Origin of the sequence: Sphingobium herbicidovorans, from assembly GCF_002080435.1 — a bacterium.
Lineage (GTDB): Bacteria > Pseudomonadota > Alphaproteobacteria > Sphingomonadales > Sphingomonadaceae > Sphingobium > Sphingobium herbicidovorans.
The window spans coordinates 2,881,921-2,908,043 of the sequence record NZ_CP020538.1; the positions used below are offsets into that span (position 1 = coordinate 2,881,921).

Sequence of the window (26,123 nt, forward strand, 5' to 3'; positions counted from 1 at the left end):
TTAACGCGATTTATGGCCTGCCTAGCTGGCTTTCTCGTTGTGCTCGGTCACTACGAATGCGGTTCAGCATATTCAGGAAATTGGGCTTCGCTGAAGCATCCATCGAGGCTAAAACCTTGTCAGCTTCCGGCGGCGAAACTTGCTGGCGGATTGCTTCGACCAACTTATCCTTCAGTGGCGAACATGACTTTGTAGCTTCGGCGTAAATGGCCTCGTCCGGCGCTGTGGTTCGTGTCAGGCGCACGGCATAGGTAGCCATACAACGGTCATATGCTTGAGCAATGATTTGGATGTTTGGCTGCGCCTCTTGCGCAGATGCATTCTGGAGACAAATCGCAAAACAGAATGCGATTACTGAGGATTTCAACTGCATGATCGATGATTACCTTTTCAATCCTGCATCTGCGTTATCTACTCAGCATTAACAAATCACCACTCACACGAAATCCGGCGATAATGTCGGCTATGTGGGTTATAGGGGTGGCTCGCGAATGCCTGCTACTGGTCGCAAGCAGATTGGCTGCTTTGATCCTCTGCCGTTTAGGGGAGTGGCGCCGACCGCCCTCATCCAACTTCGCCTGGCTCCGCTCTGCAAGGCTGCGTATCCTTCTCCCGCTGGCGAGAGAGGTTTGAGGGAGCGGATCAGGCGCGGGTGAGGAGGCCTTCGACCAATCCTTCGAAAAGGCGGCGGCCGTCGGTTTTGCCGTGGGCGGGTTCGATCACGCGTTCGGGGTGGGGCATCATGCCCAGCACATTGCCCGCTTCGTTCAGGATACCCGCGATGTTGCGGGCGGAGCCGTTGACGCTTTCGCCATAGCGCAGCGCGACGCGGCCTTCGCCTTCCAGGCGGTCGAGCGTTTGCGTGTCGGCGAAATAATTGCCGTCATGATGGGCGACCGGGAAGATCACCGATTCGCCTGCATCATAGCGGCTGGTGAAGGCGGTCCGCGCGTTTTCCACTGTCAGCGAAACGTCGCGGCAGATGAAGTGGCCGCCCGCATTGCGCAGCAGCGCGCCGGGCAGCAGGCCGCTTTCGGTCAGCACCTGGAAACCGTTGCAGATGCCCAGCACATAAACGCCGCGCTCGGCTGCCTTGGCTACGGCCTGCATGACGGGCGAGCGGGCCGCCATCGCGCCGGAGCGGAGATAATCGCCATAGGAAAAGCCGCCCGGAACGCCGATCAGGTCGATGTCGTCGGGCAGTTCGGTGTCGCGGTGCCAGATCATGGCCGGTTTTGAACCGCTGGCCGCTTCGAACGCCGTGGCGAGGTCGCGGTCGCAATTGCTGCCGGGGAAGACGATGACAGCGCTCTTCATGGCTCAGGCCACCTTTTCGATGCGGTAGTTTTCGATCACCGTGTTGGCGAGCAGCTTGCGGCACATGGCGTCGATGTCTTCGTCGCTGGTGCCGTCGGCCAGGTCCAGCTCGATGAGCTTGCCCGCGCGCACGTCGTTCACGCCCGAAAAGCCAAGACCGTCGAGTGCGTGGTGGATCGCCTTGCCCTGCGGGTCGAGAACGCCGCCCTTGAGCGTGACGAAGATGCGGGCTTTCATGCGGCCAAAACTCCGTGAATTGCTATGGCGCACCCCCTAGTGTGCTGTGCAGCAGCAGGCAAGGCATTATCCCTTTATTAGCGGACGCCGCGCTATTGAAGATGCACTGGATGAAGGGTTTTCGCGATGGCTGGTCTTGCGCTGGCGATGTTTGTCGGGCTTTTCGCCTTTGGGCAGCAGATCGTCGGCTATGACGATCCCCATGGCCGCGTCCAGCTGGCGCTGCTCGCCACCTTCACTTTCGGCGTGCTGATCGGTTATCGCGCCAACGGCTGAGCAAAAACCGACTTTCGCCGGATCGTCCGTCTGTCTAGGCGGTCGGCATGAGCGGTGACACATTATATTATGCCTGCGCCATATTGGCGGTGATCCTGTCGGGACTCGCCAAGGGTGGCTTTGCCGGGGTCGGGGCGCTCGCCATGCCGGTCATGGCGCTGGGGATCGACCCGGTGCGGGGCGCGGCGATCCTGCTGCCCATCCTGATCCTGCAGGATACGGTCAGCGTCTGGACGTTCCGGCATAGTTGGGACCGGCACATATTGACGGTGATGCTGCCGGGTGCGGCGATTGGGATCGGCCTCGGCTATTTCTTTGCAGCGCAGGTGTCGGAAACAGCGGTGCTGGCGGTGCTGGGACTGATTTCGACGCTGTTCGGGCTACATCGGTTGTGGATCGAGCGGGGCGGCGCGGTCGTGCTGCCTTCCAGTTCGCCCGACTGGGTGGGCGTGCTTTTCGGCGTGGCGAGCGGCTTTACCAGCCATATCGCACATGCCGGATCGCCGCCCTTCCAGATGTGGGTGCTGCCCAAGCGGTTGCCGCGCGACATGCTGGTCGGGACGACTGCAATCGCCTTTGCAACGATGAACTGGATGAAGGTGCCCGCCTATGCGGCGCTGGGGCAGTTCACGCGCGCCAATCTGATGGCGACGGCGATGCTGGTCCCCGTGGCGGTGGCCGCGACCTTTGCCGGGGTGGCGTTGGTGCGGCGGGTGGACGCGGCGCGTTTCTACACGCTGATCTATGTGCTGATGGTGCTGCTGGGCATCAAGCTGATGGCGGACGCGGTGATGGGGTGATTTCCGTCCACCGCCTTCGGCGGTCCCCCTCCCCATCGGTGATGGGGAGGATTTGGGAGCTGGATCAGTCCTTGCTGCGCTTCTTGCGGTGGGTGTCGAGGTCCAGCACGGTGGTATCGGCGCCTTCGGGCATCAGGCCCAGACGGCGCGCGACTTCCTGATAGGCTTCGACTTCACCGCCCAGGTCACGGCGGAAACGGTCCTTGTCCAGCTTTTCGCCGGTGTTCATGTCCCACAGGCGGCAACCGTCCGGGCTGATTTCGTCGGCCAGGATGACGCGGCTATAGTCGCCGTCCCACAGGCGGCCGAACTCCAGCTTGAAATCGACCAGGCGGATGCCGATGGCTGCGAACAGGCCGCACATGAAGTCGTTGATGCGGATCGCCATGTCGGCGATGTCGTGCATCTCTTCCTGCGTGGCCCAGCCGAAACAGGCGATATGCTCTTCGGACACGAGCGGGTCGCCCAGCGCGTCGTCCTTGTAGCAATATTCGATGAGGGTGCGGGGCAGCTGCGTGCCTTCCTCAATCCCCAGCTTCTTGCTGAGCGAACCGGCGGCGACGTTGCGCACGACGACCTCGATCGGCACGATTTCCACCTGGCGCACCAGCTGCTCGCGCATGTTGAGGCGGCGGATGAAGTGGGTGGGTATGCCGATCTGGCCGAGCAGGGTGAAGATATGCTCGGAAATACGGTTGTTGAGCACGCCCTTGCCGGAAATCGTGCCCTTTTTCTGCGCGTTGAAGGCCGTCGCGTCATCCTTGAAATATTGGATGATCGTGCCGGGTTCGGGGCCTTCATAAAGGATCTTTGCCTTGCCTTCGTAGATCTGGCGGCGACGAGCCATGCGCGCTCCTGTCTTCCCAAGAAAGAAATGTGCCCCGGCAAACGCGAATCGAAAAAGGATCAGCGGGTGCCGGGGCTGCTAGGGGTCGGCCCATAGACCAAAGAGCGCGGGGGTGCAATTAGCGCGCTACAGCACATCGCCAAACATGAACCAGACAAGCGCCAGCCAGGCGGCCAGACCGACAACGCCCAACAGGACGCCCGATCGCGACCGGATCGCTTCGGCCAGGCGGCCGCCTTCGTCTCCGTCATCCATCATCGCGCCAATGTAGCGGAGCCAGCCGGAGAGGAAAGCGCTATTCCGCTACCTCGATCTGCGGTTTCTGGGCCTCATCCTCTCGCCGCACAGCCATCAGGCGGTCAGTGAAGCATTGCCGCCACCAGCTGATGTCCTGTTCCTCGACGCATTTCATCATGGATTTCCAGCGGCGCTTGCGCTCGTCGAGCGGCATGGACAGCGCGCGGTTGATGGCGTCGGACATTTCCTCCGGGCTGTAGGGGTTGATGAGCAACGCGTCCTTGAGCTGCGTCGCCGCCCCGGCAAAGCGCGAGAGGATGAGGACGCCGGGATCTTCGGGATCCTGGGCGGCGACATATTCCTTTGCGACCAGGTTCATGCCGTCGCGCAGCGGCGTCACCAGCCCGATCTGCGCGGCGCGGTAGATGCCCGCCAGCTTGTCGCGCGGATAGCCCTGGTTCACGTAGCGCACCGGGCTCCAGTCCACATCGCTATATTCGCCGTTGATCCGGCCCGCGAGCGCGTCGAGCGTGGCGCGGATATGCTGATAGCTTTCCACTTCGCCGCGGGACGGCGGCGCGATCTGCGTCAGCACGACATTGCGATGATGTTCGGGATGATCCTTCAGGAAGCGGGCATAGCCGTTGAAGCGTTCCTCCAGCCCCTTGCTATAGTCCAGCCGATCGACGCCGACGATCAGCGCGCGGTGCTGTAGCGAGCGGCGGACCTGTTCGAACATCGTGTTGGCGGTGTCGCTGACGGCGGCCTTCGCAAATTCCTGCGCGTTGATGCCGATGGGGCAGGCGATCGCCTGAATGGTCCGGCCGTTGAGCGTGACGAAGTCGCCATTGACGCTGCCGCCCATTTCCCGTTCCACATAATGGCGGAAGGATTCGAGCCATTCTTCGGTGTGGAACCCCACCACATCATAGGCGAAGAGCGTCTGGACCAGCTTGGTATGATGAGGCAGCGATACGAGCAGCCGTGTCGGCGGCCAGGGGATGTGCAGGAAAAAGCCAATCCGGTTCTGAAGCCCCTTGTCCCGCAGCATCTGGCCGAGCGGGATCATATGATAATCCTGAACCCAGATGATGTCTTCGGGCTCGATCAGCGGGCTGGTCGTGTCGGCAAAACGCTTGTTTACGCGGTTGTAGCCGCCTTCGAAATCGCGAGCATATTCGGCAAGGTCGATACGAAAATGGAAGAGCGGCCACAGCGTCTTGTTGGCGTAGCCGTTATAATATTCATCGACGTCCTGCTCCTCCAGGTCGATCGTCGCGGTCTTTACGCCTTCGTCCTCGGAAAAGCCGATATGGCCGGTGAAATTTTCGGTGACCTCGCCCGACCAGCCGACCCAGATGCCCCGGCTTTCACGCAACGCCTGCGCCAGCGCGACGGCCAGCCCGCCCTGGTTGCCGGACTTGTTGGGCCTGCTTACCCGATTGGAAATGACAATCAGCCGGCTCATCGCATCACGCTCCAGGGTTTGCTCAACAGAACGGCGCAATTGATGATGCCGACCAATGAGTAGGTCTGGGGATAGTTCCCCCACAATTCCCCGGTTACAGGGTCAATATCCTCCGACAGCAGCCCGGCGGCGGTGCGGCGGGACAGCATTTCCTCAAACAGCATTCGGGCTTCTTCCGTCCGCCCGGTGCGGTGCAACGCCTCGATCAGCCAGAAAGTGCAGACGTTGAAGGCGGTGACCGGTTCGCCGAAATCATCCGGCGTGCTGTAGCGGAGCATATTGTTGCCCCGGCGCAGATCCTGCTCCAACGCCTTGAGCGTGCCGACGAACATGGGATTGTCTGCGGTGAGGAAGCGCAGGTCCAGCAGTTGCAGCAGCGAGGCGTCGCGGGCGTCATCTTCGAAATTGGCGGATATGGCGTTGCTTTCGGTGCGCCAGGCCGATTGCAGGATGCGGGCCTTCATGATTTCCGCCCGCTCGCGCCAGTGCACCTCCCGCTGGGGCAGGCCGAGCGCTGCGGCTGCATGGGCCAGGCGATCGCACGCCGCCCAGCACATGACCGCGCTGTAGCTGTGCACATGGGCGCGGGTGCGCAGTTCCCACAGCCCGGCGTCCGGCTGGTCATAGACCTTCCAGGCGCGGTCGCCCACCGCCTCCAGCGCTTCAAAATCGGACATGCCGGCCATGCGCAGCAGGCGCTGGTCGATAAAGCCCTGGACCGACGAAAGGACGATCTGGCCGTAGGCGTCATGCTGGATCTGCGAATAGGCGGCGTTGCCGACGCGCACCGGCCCCATGCCGCGATAGCCGGGCAGGCACTCAGCCTCCTCCTCATGCAAGGTCGCGTTGCCGCGCACATCATAGAGCGGCTGGATATGGCCGCCCTTTGCTCCATCGACGATATTGCGGAGATAGACGAGGTAGCTTTCCAACACGTCGAGCGCGCCCAGGCGGTTGAGCGCCTCCACCGTATAATAGGCGTCGCGAATCCAGCAGTAGCGATAGTCCCAGTTGCGGCCCGAATCGGCATGTTCGGGGATGCTGGTGGTCAGCGCGGCGACGATGGCGCCGGTTTCCTCATGCTGGCAAAGTTTCAGCGTGATGGCGGAGCGGATGACCGCTTCCTGCCATTCGGCGGGAATGGCGAGGCCGCGCACCCACACCTGCCATTCGCGGATGGTGTCGTCCAGCATCCGTTCCAGCGCGGGACGCAGCGCGTCGGAAAAGCTCTCATCCGGGCCGAGGAAGAAATGCATGTCCTGTTCCAGCCGGAACCAGCTTTCCTGGCTGATTAGGCCGATGGGCGCGTTGGTCGACATCCGCATCGCCATGTAGGACAGGACGATGCGGATATGGTTGGAACCATAGCTGATCGGTACGGTTTCAGAATGCCATGACGTCGTCGGGCGGAGCCGCACGCGGATGCGCGGGCTTCCCGCGACAGGGCGCACGATGCGTGTGAAGGCGACCGGACGATACATGCGCCCCATGCGGCGATGGCGGGGGCAGAAGTCGTAAAGTTCGATCGCGTTGCCATGGTCGTCGCTTTGCCGGGTGACGAGGATGGGCGTGTTGCGAATATAATGCTGTTCTACGTTGATGCAGTTTTCCAGCTCGATCGCCCAGAATCCCTGTGCGTCGGGCGTGTCCCACGCCTTGTCATCGAGCAGGGCGGAAAAGACGGGGTCGCCGTCCACGCGGGGCACGCAGGCCCATGTCATTCGTCCGGCGCGATCGATCAGCGCGGATGCCTGGCAATTGCCGATGGGCCAAAGATCGAGATTGCGCTCGTTCCCGGCGTAGGTTGTTTGACTGTGCCTGACTATCGGTCTGCCCCTTGTTTCACCCGAACGGAGGGGCGCTGGCCGTCATTCAGCCCGGCCGGACAAACCCCGTTGGAGATAATGCCTGACGGCGGCAACCTGTTCCAGAGAGAATGCGGCCAGCGTCTCCCGGGGTGGGCCGACCAATATGCCTGCGCCGCCAAGTTGCGCGGCGGCGGCGAACCCTTCTTCATCGGTGACGTCATCGCCGATGAACAGCGGGCGGCCCCCAGCCATGGGCATGCGCGTCATCAGCGTATGTACCGCGCTGCCCTTGTCCGCGCCGCCGGGGCGCAGTTCAAAAAGCATCTTGCCCGGTTGGACCGCAAGGCCGAGCCGGGCGGCCAGTTCGCTCGCCAGCTCGCCTGCATCGACACCCCATTGCGGCGCACCACGGAAATGCAGGCCGACGCTGATCGATTTGCGTTCGACCAGCACGCCGGGCTTGCCGTCAGCGAAGGCGTGGAAGGCGGCCTCCGCATCATCCACGGCCGGGCGGCGCGGCGGCGCTTCGACATCCTCGCCCGGACCGGCGAATTCAAGGCCATGCGTCCCGGCGAGGAGGAAATCGGCGAAACCCAGGTCGCGCAGGGTCGTGATCGACCGGCCGCTGACAATCGCCAGGCGACCTTCCAGCCCGTCGCGCAGCCTGGCGAGCATGGCAAGCAGGTCATTGTCCACGATCACGCCGTCGGGCGTATCCGCGATCGGCGCGAGCGTGCCGTCGAAGTCGAGGAACAGGGCTGCGCCCACCAGCAACGAAGCTGGCGGCGGGGGCAGGTCGGGCAGGGGGGAAGGGGTGGATTCGGACACGCGCGCAAGGTGGCGCGTGCCGTCAGATGTGCAACCCCCTGCAACGGGGGTGGAGCGATTTTTTCGGCTTGATCCCTTGGGAGGCGGCATGATGTCGTTCCCCCTGAAACATCGTTTCCGTTTTGTCGTTCCGCTGCTATTCCGATCGCGATGACCGATTTTCGCGACCCGTTCGACGCTATCAAGGATCACCCGTTCGACGATGCGCTGTCCCAGCGTTATCTCGTCTATGCGCTTTCCACCATCACGGCGCGATCGCTGCCGGACCTGCGCGATGGGTTGAAGCCGGTGCATCGGCGGCTGTTGTGGGCGATGCGGCTGCTGCGGATGGAGCCGGCCGGCGCGTCGCCCGATGTGCTGGTCGCCAACCCCGCGCGCAACACGACATCCTACAAGAAATGCGCCCGCGTGGTGGGCGACGTCATCGGCAAATATCACCCGCATGGCGATACGTCCGTTTATGACGCCATGGTGCGGTTGGCGCAGGATTTTTCGCTGCGCACCCCGCTGGTCGATGGGCAGGGCAATTTCGGCAATATCGACGGCGATAACGCCGCGGCCATGCGCTACACCGAGGCGCGGCTGACGCAGGCGGCGGCCGACCTGATGGCGGGGCTGGACGAAGGGACCGTCGATTTCCGCCCCACCTATAATGGCGAGGATGAGGAGCCGGAGGTTTTCCCCGGCCTGTTCCCCAACCTGCTGGCCAATGGGGCCAGCGGCATCGCGGTGGGCATGGCGACCAGCATCCCACCGCATAATGTCGCCGAACTGATCGACGCCGCGAGCCTGCTGATCGACAATCCGGACGCCGAACATGCCGATTTGATGCAGATCGTGCGCGGGCCTGATTTTCCGACCGGCGGCGTGCTGGTGGACAATGCGGCGATTATTTCAGAGGCTTATGCGACGGGGCGAGGATCGTTCCGCACCCGTGCGCGCTGGCACAAGGAAGATGGCGGGCGCGGCACATGGGTCGCGGTGGTCACGCAGATCCCGTTCCAGGTGCAGAAGTCGAAGCTGATCGAGCAGATCGCTGCGCTTATCAACGACAAGAAGCTGCCTATCCTGGCCGATGTGCGGGATGAAAGCGACGCGGAGATCCGCATCGTCATCGAACCGCGCGCCCGCACGGTCGATCCAGATGTGCTGATGGACAGCCTGTTCCGGCTGACCGACCTCGAAAACCGCTTTCCACTGAACCTCAACGTGCTGGATGCAACGCGGACGCCGCGCGTGCTGGGGCTGAAAACGGTGCTTGTCGAGTGGCTGAGGCACCAGATCGACGTGCTGGTCCGGCGCGCGCGGCACCGGCTGGACAAGATCACGGCGCGGATGGAGCTGCTGGACGGCTATATCATCGCCTACCTCAACCTCGACCGGGTGATTGAGATCATCCGCACCGAGGATGAGCCCAAGCTGGTGATGATGGAGGAATTCCAGCTTACCGACCGGCAGGCCGAAGCGATCCTGAACATGCGGCTGCGTTCCTTGCGCAAGCTGGAGGAGATGGAACTGCGGCGCGAGCATGCGGAGTTGCTGAAGGAGCGCGACGACCTCATCAAACTGGTCGAAAGCCCTACGCGGCAGCGAACGCGGCTGAAGAAAGACCTGGCGGACCTGCGCAAACGCTATTCGCCTGACAGCGATTTTGGCAAACGGCGCACGCTGGTCGAGGAAGCGGGGCCGGCGCGCGAAATTCCGCTGGAGGCGATGATCGAGCGGGAGCCTATCACCGTCATCCTGTCCGAACGCGGCTGGATACGGGCGATGAGCGGCCATCGGGACCTGGCGGCTGCCGATACGCTGAAGTTCAAGGAAGGCGACGGCCCCAAGATCGCCTTTCACGCGCAGACGACAGACAAGCTGCTGCTGGCGACGTCGAGCGGGCGCATCTTCACGCTGGGCGCGGACAAGCTGCCGGGTGGGCGCGGGTTTGGCGATCCGGTCCGCTCTCTGGTCGATATGGATGACCAGGGCGAGATTGTGACGCTGTTTCCGGCCAGCATGGGGGGCGAATTGCTGCTGGCTGCGTCGGACGGGCGCGGCTTTGTCGCAGCGGTGGCTGACGTGATCGCCGAAACGCGCAAGGGCAAGCAGGTGGTGAACGTGCGCGCCGGAGCCAGGCTGGCCATTGTTCGCAAGATCGGGGCGGAGGCGGACAGCGTCGCCGTCGTCGGCGAAAACCGCAAGCTGCTGGTTTTCCCGCTCGTCGAAATGCCGCGCATGGCGCGCGGTCAGGGCGTGCAGATGCAGCGATACAGGGACGGCGGACTATCCGATGCGGTGACATTCCGCATGAGTGATGGCCTAAGCTGGACGATGGGTGGCGGCAGCGGTCGGACACGCACAGAGGCGGACATGACGCCGTGGCGCGTGGCGCGCGGGGCGGCTGGACGAATGCCGCCGGTAGGGTTCCCGCGCGACAACCGTTTTTGAACGGACGTCAGATTAATTCCATCTGGTTGAAATCAGGGGAAGTTGTTTCCTGAAAATTTACCACTTCCGCCTAGTTCGTAGGTATGAAGTCGCTTCCCGTGCGTATTCGGCCAGAGCAAAGGCCGGACCATGACCTCCTGGCGAGGTTCGCCCGCACGCATCTGCGCTGCTTGGGGGAAATGGATCATTGGCTGGACGCCATGCCCCAGCCGGCGGCATTGTTCTGCTTGAAAGACAGGGATTTAACGATCGTTGCTGTCAATCAGTCTTTCTATCACACGTTTCTGGTAAACTACGATATCGACGCCAAGCCGTCCCATTCGGATGCCTGGCGTGACCGGATCATCGAGACGGCCCTGGCGAAGACCACTTCGTCATTTTTCGAATTGAGGCGCGATGGGGCGCTGGGTCCTGAATATTTTCTCTGCACCGCCGGGTTGCTGCCCGCCGAAGAAGAAGGCGCGAAGCTGGTCCTGTTCACGGCGCTGGATCGCACGGGTGATCGCACGACGGAAAAGAGTTTGCGGCGCGAACTGCTGTCGGATGGTCTGACCGCCTTGCCCAATCGCGCGGGCTTTGGCGAAGAAATTGACGACCGGCTGCGCAATGGTCCCTGGCCGGAGAATGCCAAGTTCGGGATCATCGCCATCGACCTGAGCCGTTTCAGCCGCGTCAATGAATCCCTTGGGCCATTGGCGGGCGACGAATTGCTCATCACGGTTGCAAAGCGTCTGAAGTCGAACCTGCGGCAGGGGGATGTACTGGCGCGGATCGGCGGCAATGATTTTGCCATATTCGCTCGCCTTAACAATGGCTTGTCGGACTGCATTCATATCGTTCAGAGGGTCAAGGATTCGCTGAAATCCCCGATTCGGCTCAGCGATCTTCAGATTCGCGTCGATTGCGCGATTGGCTGCGCCTTGTCGACGGGCCTGGACGATGACCCGGACGATGTCGTGCGCAAGGCGCAGGCAGCGGTGAAGATCGCCAAGCGCAGCGGCAAGGTGGAAATCTACCGCAACGGCGTATTGAAGGAAGCACAGCGCCGTTTTTCCATAGAAAGCCGGCTGCGTACGGCACTGTCGCAGGGCGAGTTGACGCTGGCGTACCAGCCGTTGATCCATCTGCAGACGGGCGAGATCACCGGTTTCGAAGCGCTTGCTCGCTGGCATGACCCCGATCTGGGCCATGTGTCGCCCGCGGAGTTCATCGCCGTGGCGGAAGAAAGCGGCCTGATTACCGCGCTGGGCCGTTGGGCGGCCTATGAGGCGGCGCAGGCGCTCAGCCGATGGGACGGAAAATTCGGCAAACCACTGCCCGTGGGCGTCAATGTGAACCTGTCGCCGATCCAGATGGCGCGCGACGATGTGGCGTCGGTGTTTGAGGAGGCGCTGCGCTATTCGGGCGTGTCCGGCAACCGGCTGACCGCCGAACTGACCGAAAGCGCGATCATCGTCGATCCTGACAAGGCGCGCAAGCTGCTGGTCGCGCTCAAGGATTTGCACATGCCGATCGCGATGGACGATTTCGGCACCGGCTATTCGAACCTGGCCAGCCTTCACAGCCTGCCGATCGACATTTTGAAGATCGACCGCAGCTTCATTTCGACGATGCTGGATGACAAGGACAAGCAGGCCATCGTGCGCACCATCCTGTCGCTCGCCGAATCGCTGAACCTGTCCGTCACGGCCGAAGGCATCGAGACGCAGGAACTGGCGCATGCGTTGCAGACCATGGGTTGCGGCAATGGTCAGGGTTTCTATTTCGCGCGGCCGATGCCGGAAGCCGAAGCGTTCGACTACTGGCGTGCGCGCTGGAACTTCGAAACGGTCTGATCGGCGATCTGGCCGACACGTTCTGCGTGGGGAAAGCCTTCTTCCACCCACTGGCGCTGCACTTCGCCAAGCGCTTTGGCCACATCCGGGCCGGGCGCCAGGCCGCGCGCGATGAGCGCGCCGCCGCCGATGGGCAGTTGCGGCGGGGTCCAGCCTTCAAGAAACCGGAGGCTTTCGAGTGGAGCAGAGGGGTCGAGCAGGATGCGGTCGATCGCGCCTTCCACGCCGATGTGAAAGGCGAGCGCCCTGGGTGACATGCCGGCCGCGTCGCCATCGAGCGCCAGGACAAGGCGTTTGCGCACCTTGTTCGACAATTTCAGGCGAGCGCCGACCAGATCGGCGGTGCGCGGGTCTGGCGGCAGCAGCGCGGCAAGGCGGCGCAGCGCTGCGGGCGGCGTCGCCGAAGAGGCTTCGCGCGCGATCAATTGCTCCACGCGCGCAATCCCCCCGCGTCGATTTCCGGCAATACCGGGATGAGTATCCCGCCGTCGATCATCAGCCGCAGCGAGGCGAGCGGGGCAGGGAGTGCGAGCAGTTTCAGCAATTCGTCGGCGATGCGCTCGCGCGACAGGGCCATCAGGCTGTTGGCGGCGGCGCGACAGGCGGCATAGGCTTCCTCATCCGGCATGTCCCGGCCGAAGCGCGCGAGGAAACGGAAATAGCGCAGGATCCGCAGGTGGTCTTCAGCGATCCGCGCGGCGGCGCTGCCGATAAAGCGGACGCGGCCTGCCTGCAGGTCCGCCACGCCGCCGAAATAGTCGGCTATTTCAAGGGTGAGCGGATCGGCATAAAGCGCATTGATCGTGAAGTCGCGCCGCGCGGCGTCCTCCCGCCAGTCGCTGGTATAGGCGATGGTGGCTCGGCGGCCGTCCGTGCTGACGTCCCGGCGCAGGGTGGTGATCTCCACGGGCCAGCCGCCGATGACGGCGGTGATGGTGCCATGGTCGATGCCCGTCGGCACCGCCTTTATGCCTGCCGCCTTCAGATGATCCACGACCGCGCGCGGTTCCAGCACGGTCGCGATGTCGAGGTCGCTGACGGGCAGGCCGAGCAAGCCGTCGCGCACCGCGCCGCCAACATAGCGAACAACGCCTCGCTCCACCTCCAGCGCGGCGAGCAGGCCGTCCAGCCCCGGCCGATGACGCCATTGTGCGTCAGGCAAGAAGGCGGTCATGGCGCAGTCTCCGCGAGAGGTTGGCAAGGATGGCGGCGGTGATCCCCCAGATCCTGCGGTTGTTCCACATTATTTCATAATAATGACGCTCAAGTCCCTGAAAATCAATGGAATGTCGAGTGCGATTGGCAGGGTCAAGGGCGTAGGACAGGGGCAATTCAAACCAGTCGGCAACTTCGCCGGCATGTGGGGTCAGCGGTAGATCGGGCGGAATGACTCCCAGGACCGGCACAACGTCGAAACCGGTGAAGGTAAGATAGCGATCGGATATGCCGACGATGTCCACCATATGCGGGGCGAGACCGATTTCCTCCTGTGCCTCCCGCAGGGCGCCGGCGATCTCGTCGGCATCGCCTTCATCGACGCGGCCGCCGGGGAAAGCGATTTGCCCGGCATGCGTCCGCATGGACGCGGCCCGCTCGGTGAGAATGAGGCCAGGATCGGGCCGGTCGGTGATGGCGACCAGCACCGCGGCGGGGGAGAGGGATATGTCCCCACTGATGCGCGGATCGCGCGTGTCGGCATGGGTTAGCCCGACTTCGCGCGCATGCCCTTCCATCAGGGCCATGCGCAACCGCTCCGCCAGCGTCATGCCGATCCGTCCAGCGCAAAAAAGACGCCGTTGCTCCACAAGCCGACCGGATCGCCGCCTTCATCCAGGGCGAGGTTCATCAACTCATAATAGACGCTGCGGTTGACGAGCGCATCAAGCCCGCCGCGTACGTGAAGATAGGGATGTGGGCCATCGGCCGTTTCCCGGATCGTCAGCGCATGCGCGGCGTCGGCGGCGACAAGGTCGCCGGTGTTGAGGCGGAATGCCAGCGCGCGTTCGCGTCCTTCGCCCTCGCTTTTCAACTCGACGGCGACGAAAGGCGCGTCTTCAACCTCTATGGAAAGCTTTTCCACAGGTGTTACAAGAACATAAGCCCCGTCCTTCTCACGCCGCAGGATCGTGGAGAACAGCCGCACCATCGCTTCGCGACCGATCGGGGACCCTTGATGAAACCATGTTCCGTCGCGGGCGATGCGCATTTCGCTGTCGCCGCAATGATCGGGATTCCAGTTTTCGACCGGGGGCGGGCGCTTTTCCGCCAGCAGGCGGACGATGTCGGTCAGCGACAGGCTGGAAAGATCGGGGGGCGGGTCCATCGGCATGGCGTCGAGATAGGATCGCGCGCCACCGAAGGCAAAAGGGAAATTACGCGCGCGCCGTGATTCGCGGGCCGAGCATGCCTTGGCCGCCCAGTGCGCGGCCATCCACGGACAGGGCGAGCAGGCGGCGTGCCTCGAACGGGCCGGGGCAGGTCCAGCCTTTCGTCGCGTTCGCCGTAAAGCCCCAGAAGCGGCCATAATATTCGGGGTCGCCGATCATCATGAGCGGCTCGCTGCGGTGATTGCGGGCGGCGGTGACCACAGCGTCCATCAATGCGCGGCCATGGCCGGTGCCCTGCAGCGCGGGAGACACGGCGACAGGGCCGACCATGATGAGCGGCGTCTGCGCGCCATCCTGATCCGTGAGGGCCACGGGCCAGCTTTGCAGGGAGCCGACAAGTTCGCCATGCTCATCCAGGATGCCGAAAGACAGTTCGGGCAGCCAGGGCATCCCGTCCCGGATCAGATAGGCGGTGCGGCCGTGCCGGTCGGGACCGAATGCGGCGTCGAGCAGGTGCTCGATCGCCCCTTCCGCCACCATGTTGAGGGGCACGATATGAGACACGTCTTGCCGATCCGTCGTCAATGGCGCATGGACCGCGCCGGGAGCGGCGGGATTAGCGTCTGCTTCGCAAAATAAAAGTCTATTCTGGCCATCGCCAGCAGCAGGAAAGCCATGAACGCCGGATTTGACGATTTTCTGACGCTGGAGGTCAATCATCTGGATGTCGATGTCCTGACCGGCATCTATTCGGAAGAAACGCACCTGCCCCAGCCGCTGCGCATATCGATCCGCGCGCGGTTGAAGATTGCCGATCATTATGGGCTGGACACGCCGCTGTCGCGGTCCAAAAATTACATGGACCTCAAACATGCGGCAACGGCCGCGCTGCCCGAGGGCCAGCATTTCACGCTGATCGAAGCGGTCGCCGACCATATCATCGAAACGATCTTCTTGCAGGACGACAAGGTGCTGCATGTCGAGGTCAAGATCATCAAGCTGGCGCTGAGCGAGAAGGGTGAGGAAATCGGGATCACGCTGGGACGCTGGCGCAAATAGGCTGCTGCCTTACGCCTTGATCAGGCCGATTTCGCGAAGCCGCTCGGTCAGATAGTCATGCGCGGTGATCGGCGGATCGCGGCGCGGGTGCGCTGCGTCCACGCACTGGGGCAGCGGTTCGATCAGGAAATCGGGCCTTAAATGCAGGAAGAAGGGCATGGAATAGCGCGCGACGCCGCGCCGGTCGGGCGGCGGATTGACGACGCGGTGGCTGGTCGAGGGCAGGCGGTGGTTGGTCAGGCGCTGGAGCATGTCGCCGACATTGATGGCCAGAGCGCCCGGCGGCGGCACAACCGGCAGCCAGTTGCCCTGCCGGTCGCGCAGCTCAAGCCCGCCTTCTTCCGCGCCCAGCAACAGGGTGATGAGGTTTATGTCCTCATGAGCGCCCGCGCGGATGCCCGGCGCATCGGGGGAGACGGGCGGATAATGGAGCAGCCGCAGGATCGAGTTGCCATCCTGTATGGCGCTGTCGAACCAGCTTTCCGGCAAGCCGAGATAGATGGCGATGGCCGAGAGAATCTGCCCACCGACGCGGTCGAACTCCTGATAGAGGCGGCGGAATAGCGGCTGGAACCGAGGAATTTCGCTGGGCCAGACATTTGCGGGCATGGTCGCGGCCAGGGGATTGCCGCGGGGCAGGTCTCGCCCGACGTGCCAGAATTCCTTGAGGTCGTTTTCGCTCGCGCCCTTCGCGATTTCACGGCCGAATGCAGTGTAGCCGCGCTGGCCGCCATTGGCTTTGGCGTCATAGCGCCGTTTCTTTTCTTCAGGCAGGGCGAAGAAGGCGCGGGCGAGCGCCCAGCCTTCATCGATCAGGGCGGCGTCCATGCCATGATCCTTCACCATCGCGAAGCCGAACTGCTGAAAGGAGTTGCCGATCGCAGCGGCGAAATCCTGCTTCGCCATGGCCGCCAGCGACAGCAGTGGCACTTGTTCCAGCGAGGCTTGCGGCAAGGCTACAGGGTTCCTTCTGTCACGGCGTCTATGCCGCATCCTTGATCGGCTCACGCGGCTGATGCAAGGATATGGTCATGAACTATTGGCTGATGAAATCGGAACCCGACGTCTTTTCCTATGACGATCTCGTCGCGAAGGGGAAAGCGGAGTGGGACGGTGTGCGCAACCACGCCGCCCAGCTCAACATGAAAGCCATGCGGAAGGGCGATCTTTGCTTTTTCTATCACAGCAACATCGGCCTTGAAGTAGTGGGCGTCATGGAGATCGTCGAGGAAGCCGCGCCCGACAGCACGGATGAAAGCGGCAAATGGATCGCCGTGCATGTCGCGCCCAGGAAGAAATTGGCCAAGCCCGTCACGTTGAAAGCGATGAAGGCCGATCCGGCGCTGTCCGACATGGTCATGTTGCGGCAGTCGCGTCTCTCGGTCGCGCCGCTGACGCAAGCTCAGTTTCAGCACATAATCGCGATGTCCGAAGCATGAGCGGCGATTGATTGCGCAAAGCGCAACTGTGCAGCCGTCATTTGCGATTGTCGCGCAGACCTACGCCGACATAGGATGCAATCAACAGAACAAGAATATCCAGAGGTGTTTGATCGGCATTCACAAGGAGTAAACCTATGCGAATGCTGTCGAAAATTGTACTCACCGGCGCCTTTGGCGCTGCCATCGCCGCCGTTGCTCCCGCTCAGGCGGAAGAAGCCAAGCAGCGCTTCACTCATGAAGGCTACACCTACGTCTACGACGTTAAGGACACCAAAACCGGCAAGGTGATTTCGGGCCGCCGTTATCCCGACGCCGTCGCCTTCAACCTGGCCGTGAAGAATGGCAAGGTTTCCGGCGTGTCCGGTGGCCATTCGGTCGCTTTCAAGGTCGATGACGCGCGCGGCGCCACGGCCAAGTAAAAGTTCCGATCTGGATAGGATAAGGGCGGCTCCCGGTAGGGAAGCCGCCCTTTTTCATGAGCAGAATTCAGCGGCAGCGGCGCTTGCTGTCGATTTCCTTGCCCAGCAACGCACCGCCTGCGGCGCCCAGGATCGTGCCGGTCGCACGGTCGCCACGGGTGTCGATCGCCCGGCCGAGCAGGGCGCCGCCCACGCCGCCTACGATCAGGCCGGTCGTGCCATCCGACTTGCGGCAGTACGTGCGCCCGTCACGGCCGCGCCATTCGCGATAGCGGTGATGCTCGCGGGCGCTGACCCCATCAGTGGGAATCGCCATGGAAACGGGAATGGCCATCGAAACGGCCGACAGGGCAATAATCGCTTTACGCATGAATTTCTCCTCCGAACCAATGATTTGGTAGCTGAACCCGCCAATATTGGAGGAGGTTTCATGAACGTACCACAACGCCATAAGCCATTTACTATAAAGGGAAAAAATAGGGAGATGAGCTGTGAGGGGCAGTGGTGGTGACCAGGCGGGGACGCTGATCGAAGCGTTTAGGCTCCAACCCCACCCGGAAGGCGGATGGTATCGGGAGACATGGCGCGCGGCGGTCGAAAGCGGGAAGCGCGGGGGCGGGACGGCGATCTATTTCCTGCTCGAATCGCGTCAACGGGCACGTTGACGCCGGGTCGAGGCCGATGAACATTGGTTCTGGCACGGCGCTGTCGGTTGCCCTGGACGGCGGGCCTGAGGAAAGGATCACGCTGGCCCCGCCCGGCTGGCATCCGGCAGACCAGGCGGCGATGCCGCGCAAGTGAAAAATTTGCCTTCTATGGACATGTTAAAGCCAATCGACGGCGCGCGCCGGGGTCGCTAAGGGGAATCGCAATGACATGTTCCTGGTTACCCTTCGCTCATGCATGACAAGCCCAAGCGTAGCCGGGCGATTGCTTTGCCCAACGGCGAATTCCGCACGCGTGCGACGGAATATCTGGATTTTCTGGCAGCCTGGGTAAAAAAGCCGCGGCAGACGGCGTCTGTTGTGCCCAGCAGCCGTTATCTCGCCCGGTTGATGGTCGGCCATATCGATCCGCTCGATGGCCCGGTGCTGGAACTGGGCGGCGGCACCGGGGTTTTCACGCGCGCGATCCTGCAGACAGGGCTGCCAGCCGAAAAACTGGAAGTGGTTGAAATAAATCCGGCTTTCGCGCGCGGGCTGCGGCGGCACTTCCCGCATGTGTCGGTGCTGGAAACCCCAGCGCAGATCGTTTCGACCGTAGCGGCGGGGGAACCGGGGCAGTATCAGACCGTGGTGAGCGGCCTGCCGTTGCTGGCGATGGACCGGCACATGCATGCGGACATATTGTCCGAATCCTTCCGCATGTTGCGTCCCGGAGGTAGCTTTATCCAGTTCACCTATTCGACGCGGCCGCCGGTCAGCCGCGATGTGCTGCATGCGCTGGACCTGGAAGTGGCGCGCGTGGGACAGACGGTGCGCAATTTCCCGCCAGCCACGGTCTTCCGCTTCCATCGCCGGGGCGAATAGCCAAGGTTGCGCGGCGGCGTCGCCGCCCTATCTTGGCGTCCAGTTATAAAGGGGCATTCGCGCGCATGGCGTCGATCATTACTATTTCCGGCCTGACGAAGAGCTATGCGTCCGGCTTTCAGGCGCTGAAGGGCGTCGATCTTGAGATTGAGGAAGGCGAGATTTTCGCGCTGTTGGGGCCGAACGGCGCTGGCAAGACGACGATGATCTCCATCATCTGTGGCAATGTGCGGCCCAGCGGCGGCACGGTGACCGTGGCGGGGCATGACATCGTGCGCGATTATCGCGGGTCGCGCTCTGCGATCGGGCTGGTGCCGCAGGAACTGTTCACGGATGCGTTCGAGCGGGTGATCGACACGGTCCGCTTTTCGCGCGGGCTGTTCGGCAAGCCGCGCAACGATGCGCATATCGAAAAGGTGCTGCGCGACCTGTCGTTGTGGGACAAGCGCCACGCCAAAATCCTGGAATTGTCGGGCGGCATGAAGCGGCGCGTGATGATCGCCAAGGCGCTGTCCCATGAGCCGCGAATCCTGTTTCTGGACGAGCCGACTGCGGGCGTCGATGTCGAATTGCGGCGCGACATGTGGAAGCTGATCGGCGAATTGCGAAAAACCGGCGTCACCATCATCCTGACCACCCATTATATCGAGGAGGCCGAGGAAATGGCCGACCGTGTGGGCGTGATCAGCGGGGGCGAACTGATCCTGGTCGAGGAAAAGACCGCGCTGATGCAGAAGCTGGGGAAAAAGTCGCTGACCGTGGCGCTCAACGAGCGATTGGAGCGCATTCCCCCCGACCTTGGCGAATGGAATGTCGCGTTGAAAGCCGATGGGCACGAAATCGAATATGTGTTCGATACGCGGGCGGAGCGGACGGGCGTATCGTCGCTGCTGCGCAAGCTGGGCGACCTTGGCATCGGCTATAAGGATCTCAACACGCAGCAAAGCAGCCTGGAGGATATTTTCGTGAGCCTGGTCCATCGGGAGAAGGCGGCATGAGCGGTTTCAACTTCCGGGCGATCTGGTCGATCTACAAGTTCGAATTGCATCGGTTCAGCCGCACGTTGCTGACCGGATTGCTGGTTCCTGTCATCACCACATCGCTATATTTCGTGGTGTTCGGCGGCGCGATCGGGTCACGCATGACGGAGATTGACGGCATCCCCTACGCCGCGTTCATCGTGCCCGGCCTCATCATGATGTCGATGTTCACCGAAAGCATCTTCAACGCCAGTTTCGGCATCTACATGCCCAAATTTTCAGGGACCATTTATGAACTGCTGTCGGCGCCGGTGTCCGCTGCGGAGACGGTGATCGCCTATGTCGGGGCGGCGGCGACCAAGTCGTTGATCGTGGGCAGCATCATCTTCGTGACGGCGCATCTGTTCGTGGACATTCAGGTTGCTCACCCCGTCGCCATGGTGGGTTTCATGCTGCTGATCGCGATCAGTTTCTGTCTGTTCGGCTTCATCCTTGGCATCTGGGCGCAGAGTTTCGAGCAGTTGCAGGTGATCCCGCTGCTGCTGGTCATGCCCATGACATTCCTGGGCGGTGCATTTTATTCAGTGCAAATGCTGGCCGAACCGTGGCGGACGGTGACGCTGTTCAACCCGATCGTTTATCTGGTGTCCGGCTTCCGCTGGACCTTCTTCGGGCGTGGGGATGTGGGGATAGAATTCAGCCTGCTGTTCATCGCGGCGATGCTGGCGGTGTGCCTGGGCATCATCGGGTGGATGTTCCGCACCGGCTACCGGCTGAAGAAATGAGAAGGGCGGTCTTGCCGGACCGCCCGATGGATATTCAGGCCGCAGCGCTTTCGGGCGCGATGGCGAAGAGGGTGACGCCCTTATATTTGTCGTCGCCTTCATTGTAGAGGCCGTACATCGCCTCAAACGTCTCATCCATGACGCTGACGTCGTTAAGGCCCGCCAGCTTGAACGTGCCGAGCTTCAGTTCGCGCGGGGGACGGCCTTCGCGTTCCACGGTCACAGCGTCGATGAACATTTCGTCATGACGGGTGTAGAGGATGTGCGGCGCCAGCTTGACGACCATCTTGTTGTAGGTCGCCATCAGGCATTTCTGAAGCGCGATCGCTTCGAAAATGGTCGTCGGGGCAGTCATAATGACCCGTCCTTTACCGATTTGACGCCTGTGTTCAATTGCTTTGTGCGATGCACCATCGCCGCTTGACGCATCCGGGGCATTTTTCAGGACGAGCCGACAAGCCCCAGCCGATAGCGCATCGCCCACCGGGCGAGCAGCAGCACGGCCACTACCCCAAGGCCGCTGGCGAGCCCCAGCCAGATGCCGAGCCCCTCCATCCCCAACGGGAAAGCGAGCAGCGTTCCAACGCCCACGCCGATGATCCAGTAACCGATCAGCGCGAAGATCATCGGCACCTTCGTATCGTTCAGCCCCCGCAGGACGCCTGCGCCGATTACCTGCGTGGCGTCGACCAGCTGGAAAAGCGCAGCGATGGCGAGGAAGCTGACGGCCAGCGCGGCGGTGCGGGCATTGGCGGGATCGGCGAGGTCCAGGAAGGCTCCGATCAGCAGGCGCGGAGCGGCGATCAGCAGGATCGCGGCGGCAAGGGCAAATCCGAAGCCGAGGATGAGGGCGAGCCAGCCCGACCGGCCAACGGCGGCTGTATCGCCGCGCCCATGGGCCAGGCCTACGCGAACGGTCGCGGCCTGGCCGATGCCCATGGGCACCATGAAAAGGAGCGCGGCGATCTGCATCGCGACGGCATGGGCGGCGAGCGAGTCGCGGCCGATAAGGCCCATGAGCAGTGCGGAGGCGTTGAATACGGTGGTTTCAAATCCGACCGTGATGGCAATCGGCAGGCCCAGCGCCCACACGGCGCGATGCCGTTCCCTGTCATGACTCCAGAAACGCCCCAGCAGCCGATAGCGCCGGAAGCGCCGGTCGATCAGGATCACGGCGAGCAAGCCCAGAAACAGGAAAAGCGACGAAAGGCTGCTTGCCAGCCCTGCGCCGAACAGGCCGAGCGCGGGCAGACCCGCATTGCCGAAAATCAGCAGCCAGCCCGCGAGCAGGTTGAACGGAATGGCGAGCAGCATGATGACCACCGCCCAGATGGGCCGCTCCAGCGCGGAGATGAAATTGCGCAGGGTGGTAAAGCCCAGAAAGGGCAGCAGCGCCCATTGCAGGCCATGCATCATCCGCCCGGCCTGATAGGCAAGATCGGGCTGCTGCCCCATGGCGAGCAGCAGGCCCTCGCTTTGCGACAGCAGCAGCCAGGCGGGCAGGACGAAGAGGAATGCGGCGCGCAGCGTCTGCTGGACGGTGCGGCGGACGTCCCGCACCGAATGGCGGCGGCGGCCACGTTCGTTGGCGATCAGCGGGGCGGCGGCCGTTACAAGGCCCATGCCGAAGATCAACAGCGCGTGGAACAGGTTGATGGCCAGCGCGCCGGCCGCGACGCCCTGCGCGCCGATGCGGCCGATCAGCAACAGGTCCGTCACGGCAATGCCCGCCCAGGCGATGTTGCCCGCGATCATGGGAAGCGCCAGCGCCAGCAGCGCGCCTGCCTCGATACGCCAGGAGGATGCCTGTCTATTCATGTCGGGTCCAACGCGCGACTGGCAGGCTGCCGGTCGGTCAGTGTTTCTTGAACAGATGCATGGCCGCGACGATGATGCCGCCGATGACCAATCCTACGATGGCCGCGCCTATCGCATTCACCACCCATTCCACCACGGGAGCCATCATGGGTGTGGCGTGGGCCGCCCCTTCCGCGACATGATGGATCGCGCCGGGGATCAGATCCCAGTGAAATTCGTGCAGGCCGTGGACGATCAGCCCGCCGCCGACCCACAGCATCGCAGCGGTGCCGACGACCGACAGGATCTTCATCAATATGGGCATCGCACGCACCAGTCCGCGGCCCACGGCGCGGGCCGTGGAGGAGGCGCGTTCGGCAAGGTGAAGGCCGATGTCGTCCATCTTCACGATCAAGCCGACCACGCCATAGACGCCCGCGGTTATGAGTATGGCGACGACCAGCAGGATGAGCGCCTGTTCCCACAATGGTTCCGTAGCGACCGTGCCCAACGCGATCGCCATGATCTCGCCCGAAAGGATGAAGTCGGTGCGGATCGCGCCAGAGACCTTCTGATCCTCCAGTTCCTGCGAGCTGTGCGTCACCAGCGCTTCCTGCGCGACGTCATGGCCGCCCTGCACCGCCTCCAGCAGCTTTTCAGCCGCTTCGAAGCAGAGGAAGGCCCCGCCGAGCATCAGCAGCGGGGGTAGCAGCCAGGGCGCAAAGGCGCTTAGCAGCAATGCGGCGGGGAGGAGGAAAAGGAGTTTGTTGCGCAGGGAACCGCGCGCGATCTTCCAGATGATGGGAAGTTCGCGGTCGGGTGTCAGGCCCATGACATAACGCGGCGTTACAGCCGCGTCGTCGATGACCACGCCGGCCGCTTTCGTGCCTGCCTTGCCCGCTGCCGCCGCGACGTCATCAAGCGAGGTTGCGGCAAGCTTTGCGATGCCCGCTACGTCGTCGAGCAGCGCGATCAAACCCGAAGGCATGGATATATTTCCCCTGTTGCAGGGCCAGTGCGAGGCCCTTCACGGCCCGTCTCATAAGGGGGCGGGCGGTCTGGGGCAATAACGGCGGGAGTGATGAAAGATGGTGTCAGGCGACGCCGCGATAATTTCCGGGCGGGTCGCTGGCGGGGAAGGACTCGTCCGCCTGTTCATCGACCATGTCCCAGTCCCGCGCGTCGATATGCTGCTCCTGCGGTCCTGCATCGCGCACGATGCCGGATGAGCCGACAGAACCGCGATCGTCAATGTCTCGCCTCGCCTGCCTTTCCTTCCAGCTTCGCCATGCGACGGCGCCAAGGCCGCTAAAAAATGCGAGTTTCAACAACCCCTTCATGATGATTTCTCCTGTGGATCGTGAACATGGACCCAATCTGCCCGGTTGTCGGTCACGCCATCGCGCGGCAGGGATATTTCCCCCTCCTCATCCGTGCCGGGTTCTGCCTGATCCCCGCCGGGGCTGGTCGCGACGGTCCAGCGTTCGCGCAGCGCCGCGTCGATCATCGCGCGCCACTGGCTCTCGTCGCCCACTTCCCGCATTGCGGGATCGGGATCCTTCATGATGGCGAGGATGCTTGCCGCGTCGGCGACCCGGTCTTGCCACTGGTCGGGGCTGCCCGTCGCGAGATGGCGGGCCAGCCGCTCGATAAGGGTGCGTTGTTCCATGGCCGGGGAACGCCTGCTCATGGCTTCCGTTCCGCCGATTTCGTGACGGAAGCGCAGCAGTGTGAACCGGGCTGACGGATGGTCGTTGAACGGGGGGCGGTACGGATGAAAGGAGAGCGACCATGCCTCGCGGCGACAAGAGCAGCTATACCGGCAAGCAGAAACGCAAGGCTGAGCATATCGAGGAAGGCTATGAAAAACGTGGCGTTTCGCATGAGGAAGCGGAACGGCGCGCATGGGCCACGGTCAACAAGGAATCCGGCGGCGGGAACAAATCGGGTTCCGGGCGCGGAAAGCCCGACAGCCATGTGTCGTCGCGCAAGGGCGGACGAAAGGGTGGCGCGGTGTCTTCCCGCCGATCTGCGGCGGACCGTTCAGCGGCCGCGAAGAAGGGTTGGGAAACCCGGCGCAAGAAGGCCGCCGGATAAGCCCATCACCGTCATTCCCGCTGCTGCGGGGATGACGGAGGGGCGGCGTCAGCAGGCTGCACCTGTATTTCGAACAATTTCGACCAATATTTGCCGGTGACGAATATCCGGTCCGTCTTTTCATCATAGGCGATGCCGTTGGCGACCGCCTCGTCATCCGTCGCCCCGCTGGCTTTCAGGAGTGGGGCAAGGTCGATCCAGTCGATCACATTGCCGTTCGCCGGGTCGATCCGGGCGATATGGCTATCGTACCAGATGTTCGCCCAGATTTCGCCCTTCACATATTCCAGTTCGTTGAGCCGGTCGACGGGCCGCCCATTGAAGGAAACGGTGATGCGGCGCGTTTCGGCGAGCGTTTCGGGGTCGAGGAAGCGAAGCTGGGCAGTGCCGTCGCTCATGATGATGTTGCGGCCATCCTGCGTCAAACCCCAGCCTTCGCCTTCATAGCGGAAGCGCGAGACGGGCGAGAAGTCCTTGAGGTTCCACACAAAGCCCTGACGATGCCGCCAGGTGACGCTGATGAGCCGGTCTTTCCAGTTGACGATGCCCTCGCCGAAATAGGGCCGGGGAATGGCGCGCCGCTCAATGACTTTTCCGCTTTTCAGCGCGACCTTGCGGATCTCAGAGCGCCCCTCAAGCCCCGTGCTTTCGTAAAGCGCGCCTTCGTGGAAGAAGAGGCCCTGCGTGAAGGCGGACGGGTCGTGAGGATAGGTTCTGATGAGCGTCCATGGCGTATCTGCCTGTGCGGGGACGGCAAAGCAGGCGAGGAGCGTCAGCCACAACGCTATCCATCGCCGTTGACCGCGCCAGAAATGCGTCTTCATTCGGCGGCTTGCTCAGCGATCGCGGAGGCGAGCCATGATGGCAAGATGGCGGGATCAATGTCCTCCACCCGGCGCAATTCTATCGACAGGCCTAGGTCGGGCAGGGCCGCGCGCTGGCGCTTCTCGTCGGCTCGCTCCAGCGGCACGGCGATCAGGCGGCGGTTTATCTTGCTGCGATAATGCATGCGGGCGGTGTTTTCCTGCCCGACATAGCATCCCTTGTCGAAATCGACGCCGTGCAGTTCCCCCGCGTTGGTTTCCAGCCAGAGCGTCTGGTCCTGCCCCAGTTCGCCCGCGCCCTCGAACACGCCAAGGGACAGGCGATGGGCGCGGAAGGCCGTGGACGCGTCACCCGGTTCCGCCGGGGCGAGCCAGCGATGCCCAAGCGCGGGCAGCCGCGGGTCAAGCGGCCTGTTCGCTGCATCGGGCGACCAGTGAACGGCGAGGCCCTCTTCGCGCGCGATCGCGGCCTTCCGGCGCAGGCGATAGAGCGTCAGGCGCTTCGCCAGCGTATCGGCCTGCGCCGCTTCGCAATCGATCAGCACATCATCGCCATCGGCCCACAGGATGAAATCGAACAGCGCCTTCCCCTGAGGCGTGAGCAGCCCGGTCCATCGCGGTTCGTCGGGCCGGAGCGTCAGTACGTCGCGGGTAAGCAGGCCCTGGAGGAAGGGTTTTGCTTCTTCGCCTGAAATTCTGATGATCGCGCGATCGCTTAGGGTGGTGCCGGTCATCGGCTTTAGGTAGGACAGGCGCCGATCATATCCAAGCG

32 protein-coding genes and 1 pseudogene are annotated in these 26,123 nt (G+C 62.8%); 12 read left to right on the forward strand and 21 right to left on the reverse strand.

Translation table 11 applies throughout. The features are described 5' to 3' along the window. Positions 1 to 10: 10 nt before the first annotated feature. From B6S01_RS14265 to purS, 3 genes are all read right to left on the reverse strand, one after another. On the reverse strand, positions 11 to 373 hold the full coding sequence (locus tag B6S01_RS14265; RefSeq protein WP_081570425.1) for a hypothetical protein: 363 nt from the start codon (positions 371 to 373) through the stop codon (positions 11 to 13). A gap of 269 nt (positions 374 to 642) precedes the next feature. Continuing rightward, positions 643 to 1,317 carry a phosphoribosylformylglycinamidine synthase subunit PurQ gene (gene purQ, locus B6S01_RS14270; protein WP_037466413.1) on the reverse strand — a complete coding sequence of 225 codons (675 nt, stop codon included), beginning with the start codon at positions 1,315 to 1,317 and terminating at the stop codon, positions 643 to 645. A 3-nt stretch (positions 1,318 to 1,320) separates the two neighbouring features. Next, positions 1,321 to 1,554, reverse strand: a complete 234-nt coding sequence (gene purS / locus B6S01_RS14275) for a phosphoribosylformylglycinamidine synthase subunit PurS (protein WP_022683267.1) — start codon at positions 1,552 to 1,554, stop codon at positions 1,321 to 1,323. 126 nt (positions 1,555 to 1,680) lie between these two features. On the opposite strand from purS, the gene B6S01_RS21395 reads away from it, so the two are divergent. Together B6S01_RS21395 and B6S01_RS14280 are read left to right on the forward strand one after the other, a co-directional pair. Continuing rightward, positions 1,681 to 1,830, forward strand: coding sequence for a hypothetical protein (locus tag B6S01_RS21395; RefSeq protein ID WP_169802843.1), 150 nt, complete (start codon positions 1,681 to 1,683; stop codon positions 1,828 to 1,830). A gap of 47 nt (positions 1,831 to 1,877) precedes the next feature. Beyond that, a complete protein-coding gene (locus B6S01_RS14280) occupies positions 1,878 to 2,630 on the forward strand; it encodes a sulfite exporter TauE/SafE family protein (protein WP_037466416.1) in 753 nt (250 codons plus the stop codon). A gap of 64 nt (positions 2,631 to 2,694) precedes the next feature. Here B6S01_RS14280 and purC read toward each other — a convergent pair whose 3' ends face one another. The 5 genes from purC to otsB all read right to left on the reverse strand — a co-directional run bounded on the left by purC (position 2,695) and on the right by otsB (position 7,818). Continuing rightward, a complete protein-coding gene (gene purC / locus B6S01_RS14285) occupies positions 2,695 to 3,477 on the reverse strand; it encodes a phosphoribosylaminoimidazolesuccinocarboxamide synthase (RefSeq protein WP_037466417.1) in 783 nt (260 codons plus the stop codon). A 126-nt stretch (positions 3,478 to 3,603) separates the two neighbouring features. Beyond that, the gene (locus tag B6S01_RS21920) at positions 3,604 to 3,735 is read right to left on the reverse strand and encodes a hypothetical protein (protein ID WP_269319815.1); all 132 of its coding nucleotides are present in this window, start codon (positions 3,733 to 3,735) and stop codon (positions 3,604 to 3,606) included. A 37-nt stretch (positions 3,736 to 3,772) separates the two neighbouring features. After that, entirely contained in the window at positions 3,773 to 5,182 is a 1,410-nt protein-coding gene (gene otsA / locus B6S01_RS14290) for an alpha,alpha-trehalose-phosphate synthase (UDP-forming) (protein ID WP_037466420.1), read from the reverse strand. After that, a complete protein-coding gene (locus B6S01_RS14295) occupies positions 5,179 to 6,948 on the reverse strand; it encodes a glycoside hydrolase family 15 protein (RefSeq protein WP_269319819.1) in 1,770 nt (589 codons plus the stop codon). Before B6S01_RS14295 ends, otsA begins: the two co-directional genes overlap by 4 nt. Positions 6,949 to 7,050: 102 nt before the next feature. After that, a complete protein-coding gene (otsB, locus tag B6S01_RS14300; RefSeq protein ID WP_037466424.1) occupies positions 7,051 to 7,818 on the reverse strand; it encodes a trehalose-phosphatase in 768 nt (255 codons plus the stop codon). Between the two features lie 150 nt (positions 7,819 to 7,968). Between otsB and parC the strand changes: the two genes are divergently transcribed. Beyond that, positions 7,969 to 10,257, forward strand: coding sequence for a DNA topoisomerase IV subunit A (gene parC, locus B6S01_RS14305; protein WP_037466426.1), 2,289 nt, complete (start codon positions 7,969 to 7,971; stop codon positions 10,255 to 10,257). A 284-nt stretch (positions 10,258 to 10,541) separates the two neighbouring features. Further along, a complete protein-coding gene (locus tag B6S01_RS14310; protein WP_407695211.1) occupies positions 10,542 to 12,092 on the forward strand; it encodes a putative bifunctional diguanylate cyclase/phosphodiesterase in 1,551 nt (516 codons plus the stop codon). On the opposite strand, the pseudogene B6S01_RS14315 reads toward B6S01_RS14310, so the two are convergent. The 4 genes and pseudogenes from B6S01_RS14315 to B6S01_RS14330 form a co-directional block, all read right to left on the reverse strand. Further along, positions 12,056 to 13,266, reverse strand: a pseudogene (locus B6S01_RS14315) (CCA tRNA nucleotidyltransferase). The gene B6S01_RS14310 and the pseudogene B6S01_RS14315 overlap by 37 nt on opposite strands. After that, positions 13,247 to 13,858 carry a CoA pyrophosphatase gene (locus tag B6S01_RS14320; RefSeq protein ID WP_037466434.1) on the reverse strand — a complete coding sequence of 204 codons (612 nt, stop codon included), beginning with the start codon at positions 13,856 to 13,858 and terminating at the stop codon, positions 13,247 to 13,249. The pseudogene B6S01_RS14315 and the gene B6S01_RS14320 overlap by 20 nt, the downstream one beginning before the upstream one ends. Beyond that, a complete protein-coding gene (locus tag B6S01_RS14325) occupies positions 13,855 to 14,421 on the reverse strand; it encodes a DUF1285 domain-containing protein (protein WP_037466809.1) in 567 nt (188 codons plus the stop codon). The genes B6S01_RS14320 and B6S01_RS14325 overlap by 4 nt, the downstream gene beginning before the upstream one ends. A gap of 43 nt (positions 14,422 to 14,464) precedes the next feature. Next, positions 14,465 to 14,983 carry a GNAT family N-acetyltransferase gene (locus tag B6S01_RS14330; RefSeq protein WP_037466810.1) on the reverse strand — a complete coding sequence of 173 codons (519 nt, stop codon included), beginning with the start codon at positions 14,981 to 14,983 and terminating at the stop codon, positions 14,465 to 14,467. 111 nt (positions 14,984 to 15,094) lie between these two features. Between B6S01_RS14330 and B6S01_RS14335 the strand changes: the two genes are divergently transcribed. Further along, positions 15,095 to 15,478 carry a dihydroneopterin aldolase gene (locus tag B6S01_RS14335; protein ID WP_037466441.1) on the forward strand — a complete coding sequence of 128 codons (384 nt, stop codon included), beginning with the start codon at positions 15,095 to 15,097 and terminating at the stop codon, positions 15,476 to 15,478. A gap of 9 nt (positions 15,479 to 15,487) precedes the next feature. Here B6S01_RS14335 and B6S01_RS14340 read toward each other — a convergent pair whose 3' ends face one another. Next, on the reverse strand, positions 15,488 to 16,471 hold the full coding sequence (locus B6S01_RS14340; RefSeq protein WP_407695207.1) for an isopenicillin N synthase family dioxygenase: 984 nt from the start codon (positions 16,469 to 16,471) through the stop codon (positions 15,488 to 15,490). Between the two features lie 38 nt (positions 16,472 to 16,509). On the opposite strand from B6S01_RS14340, the gene B6S01_RS14345 reads away from it, so the two are divergent. Continuing rightward, complete coding sequence (locus B6S01_RS14345; RefSeq protein ID WP_037466812.1) at positions 16,510 to 16,917, forward strand: EVE domain-containing protein; 408 nt, start codon at positions 16,510 to 16,512, stop codon at positions 16,915 to 16,917. Between the two features lie 137 nt (positions 16,918 to 17,054). Beyond that, positions 17,055 to 17,339 carry a hypothetical protein gene (locus B6S01_RS14350; RefSeq protein WP_407695208.1) on the forward strand — a complete coding sequence of 95 codons (285 nt, stop codon included), beginning with the start codon at positions 17,055 to 17,057 and terminating at the stop codon, positions 17,337 to 17,339. Between the two features lie 67 nt (positions 17,340 to 17,406). Here the strand turns inward: B6S01_RS14350 and B6S01_RS14355 are convergent, their stop codons facing one another. Next, on the reverse strand, positions 17,407 to 17,709 hold the full coding sequence (locus tag B6S01_RS14355; RefSeq protein WP_037466813.1) for a glycine zipper 2TM domain-containing protein: 303 nt from the start codon (positions 17,707 to 17,709) through the stop codon (positions 17,407 to 17,409). A gap of 121 nt (positions 17,710 to 17,830) precedes the next feature. Between B6S01_RS14355 and B6S01_RS14360 the strand changes: the two genes are divergently transcribed. From B6S01_RS14360 to B6S01_RS14375, 4 genes are all read left to right on the forward strand, one after another. Then, positions 17,831 to 18,004 (forward strand): cupin domain-containing protein, encoded by a 174-nt coding sequence (locus B6S01_RS14360; protein ID WP_081570426.1) that lies wholly within the window; start codon positions 17,831 to 17,833, stop codon positions 18,002 to 18,004. Positions 18,005 to 18,238: 234 nt separating this feature from the next. Further along, a complete protein-coding gene (locus B6S01_RS14365; protein ID WP_037466457.1) occupies positions 18,239 to 18,868 on the forward strand; it encodes a class I SAM-dependent methyltransferase in 630 nt (209 codons plus the stop codon). A gap of 65 nt (positions 18,869 to 18,933) precedes the next feature. Beyond that, entirely contained in the window at positions 18,934 to 19,866 is a 933-nt protein-coding gene (locus B6S01_RS14370; RefSeq protein ID WP_037466462.1) for an ABC transporter ATP-binding protein, read from the forward strand. Then, positions 19,863 to 20,633: an ABC transporter permease gene (locus tag B6S01_RS14375; protein ID WP_037466467.1), complete on the forward strand. Its 771-nt coding sequence runs from the start codon at positions 19,863 to 19,865 to the stop codon at positions 20,631 to 20,633. Before B6S01_RS14370 ends, B6S01_RS14375 begins: the two co-directional genes overlap by 4 nt. A gap of 34 nt (positions 20,634 to 20,667) precedes the next feature. On the opposite strand, the gene B6S01_RS14380 is transcribed toward B6S01_RS14375, so the two are convergent. The 5 genes from B6S01_RS14380 to B6S01_RS14400 form a co-directional block, all read right to left on the reverse strand. Beyond that, entirely contained in the window at positions 20,668 to 20,988 is a 321-nt protein-coding gene (locus tag B6S01_RS14380) for a hypothetical protein (RefSeq protein ID WP_037466473.1), read from the reverse strand. An 86-nt stretch (positions 20,989 to 21,074) separates the two neighbouring features. Further along, on the reverse strand, positions 21,075 to 22,451 hold the full coding sequence (locus B6S01_RS14385) for an MATE family efflux transporter (protein ID WP_037466477.1): 1,377 nt from the start codon (positions 22,449 to 22,451) through the stop codon (positions 21,075 to 21,077). A 37-nt stretch (positions 22,452 to 22,488) separates the two neighbouring features. After that, entirely contained in the window at positions 22,489 to 23,418 is a 930-nt protein-coding gene (locus tag B6S01_RS14390; RefSeq protein WP_037466480.1) for a DUF808 domain-containing protein, read from the reverse strand. Positions 23,419 to 23,524: 106 nt separating this feature from the next. Beyond that, positions 23,525 to 23,770 (reverse strand): hypothetical protein, encoded by a 246-nt coding sequence (locus B6S01_RS14395; protein WP_037466483.1) that lies wholly within the window; start codon positions 23,768 to 23,770, stop codon positions 23,525 to 23,527. Next, positions 23,767 to 24,099: a hypothetical protein gene (locus B6S01_RS14400; RefSeq protein WP_037466486.1), complete on the reverse strand. Its 333-nt coding sequence runs from the start codon at positions 24,097 to 24,099 to the stop codon at positions 23,767 to 23,769. Before B6S01_RS14400 ends, B6S01_RS14395 begins: the two co-directional genes overlap by 4 nt. 122 nt (positions 24,100 to 24,221) lie before the next feature. Here B6S01_RS14400 and B6S01_RS14405 point away from each other — a divergent pair, with 122 nt between their 5' ends. Next, positions 24,222 to 24,527 (forward strand): hypothetical protein, encoded by a 306-nt coding sequence (locus B6S01_RS14405; RefSeq protein ID WP_037466488.1) that lies wholly within the window; start codon positions 24,222 to 24,224, stop codon positions 24,525 to 24,527. Positions 24,528 to 24,538: 11 nt separating this feature from the next. Here B6S01_RS14405 and B6S01_RS14410 read toward each other — a convergent pair whose 3' ends face one another. Both B6S01_RS14410 and ygfZ read right to left on the reverse strand, forming a co-directional pair. Next, positions 24,539 to 25,351, reverse strand: a complete 813-nt coding sequence (locus tag B6S01_RS14410) for a glutaminyl-peptide cyclotransferase (protein WP_081570427.1) — start codon at positions 25,349 to 25,351, stop codon at positions 24,539 to 24,541. Further along, positions 25,348 to 26,085, reverse strand: a complete 738-nt coding sequence (ygfZ, locus tag B6S01_RS14415; protein ID WP_037466491.1) for a CAF17-like 4Fe-4S cluster assembly/insertion protein YgfZ — start codon at positions 26,083 to 26,085, stop codon at positions 25,348 to 25,350. Before ygfZ ends, B6S01_RS14410 begins: the two co-directional genes overlap by 4 nt. Positions 26,086 to 26,123 lie beyond the last annotated feature (38 nt).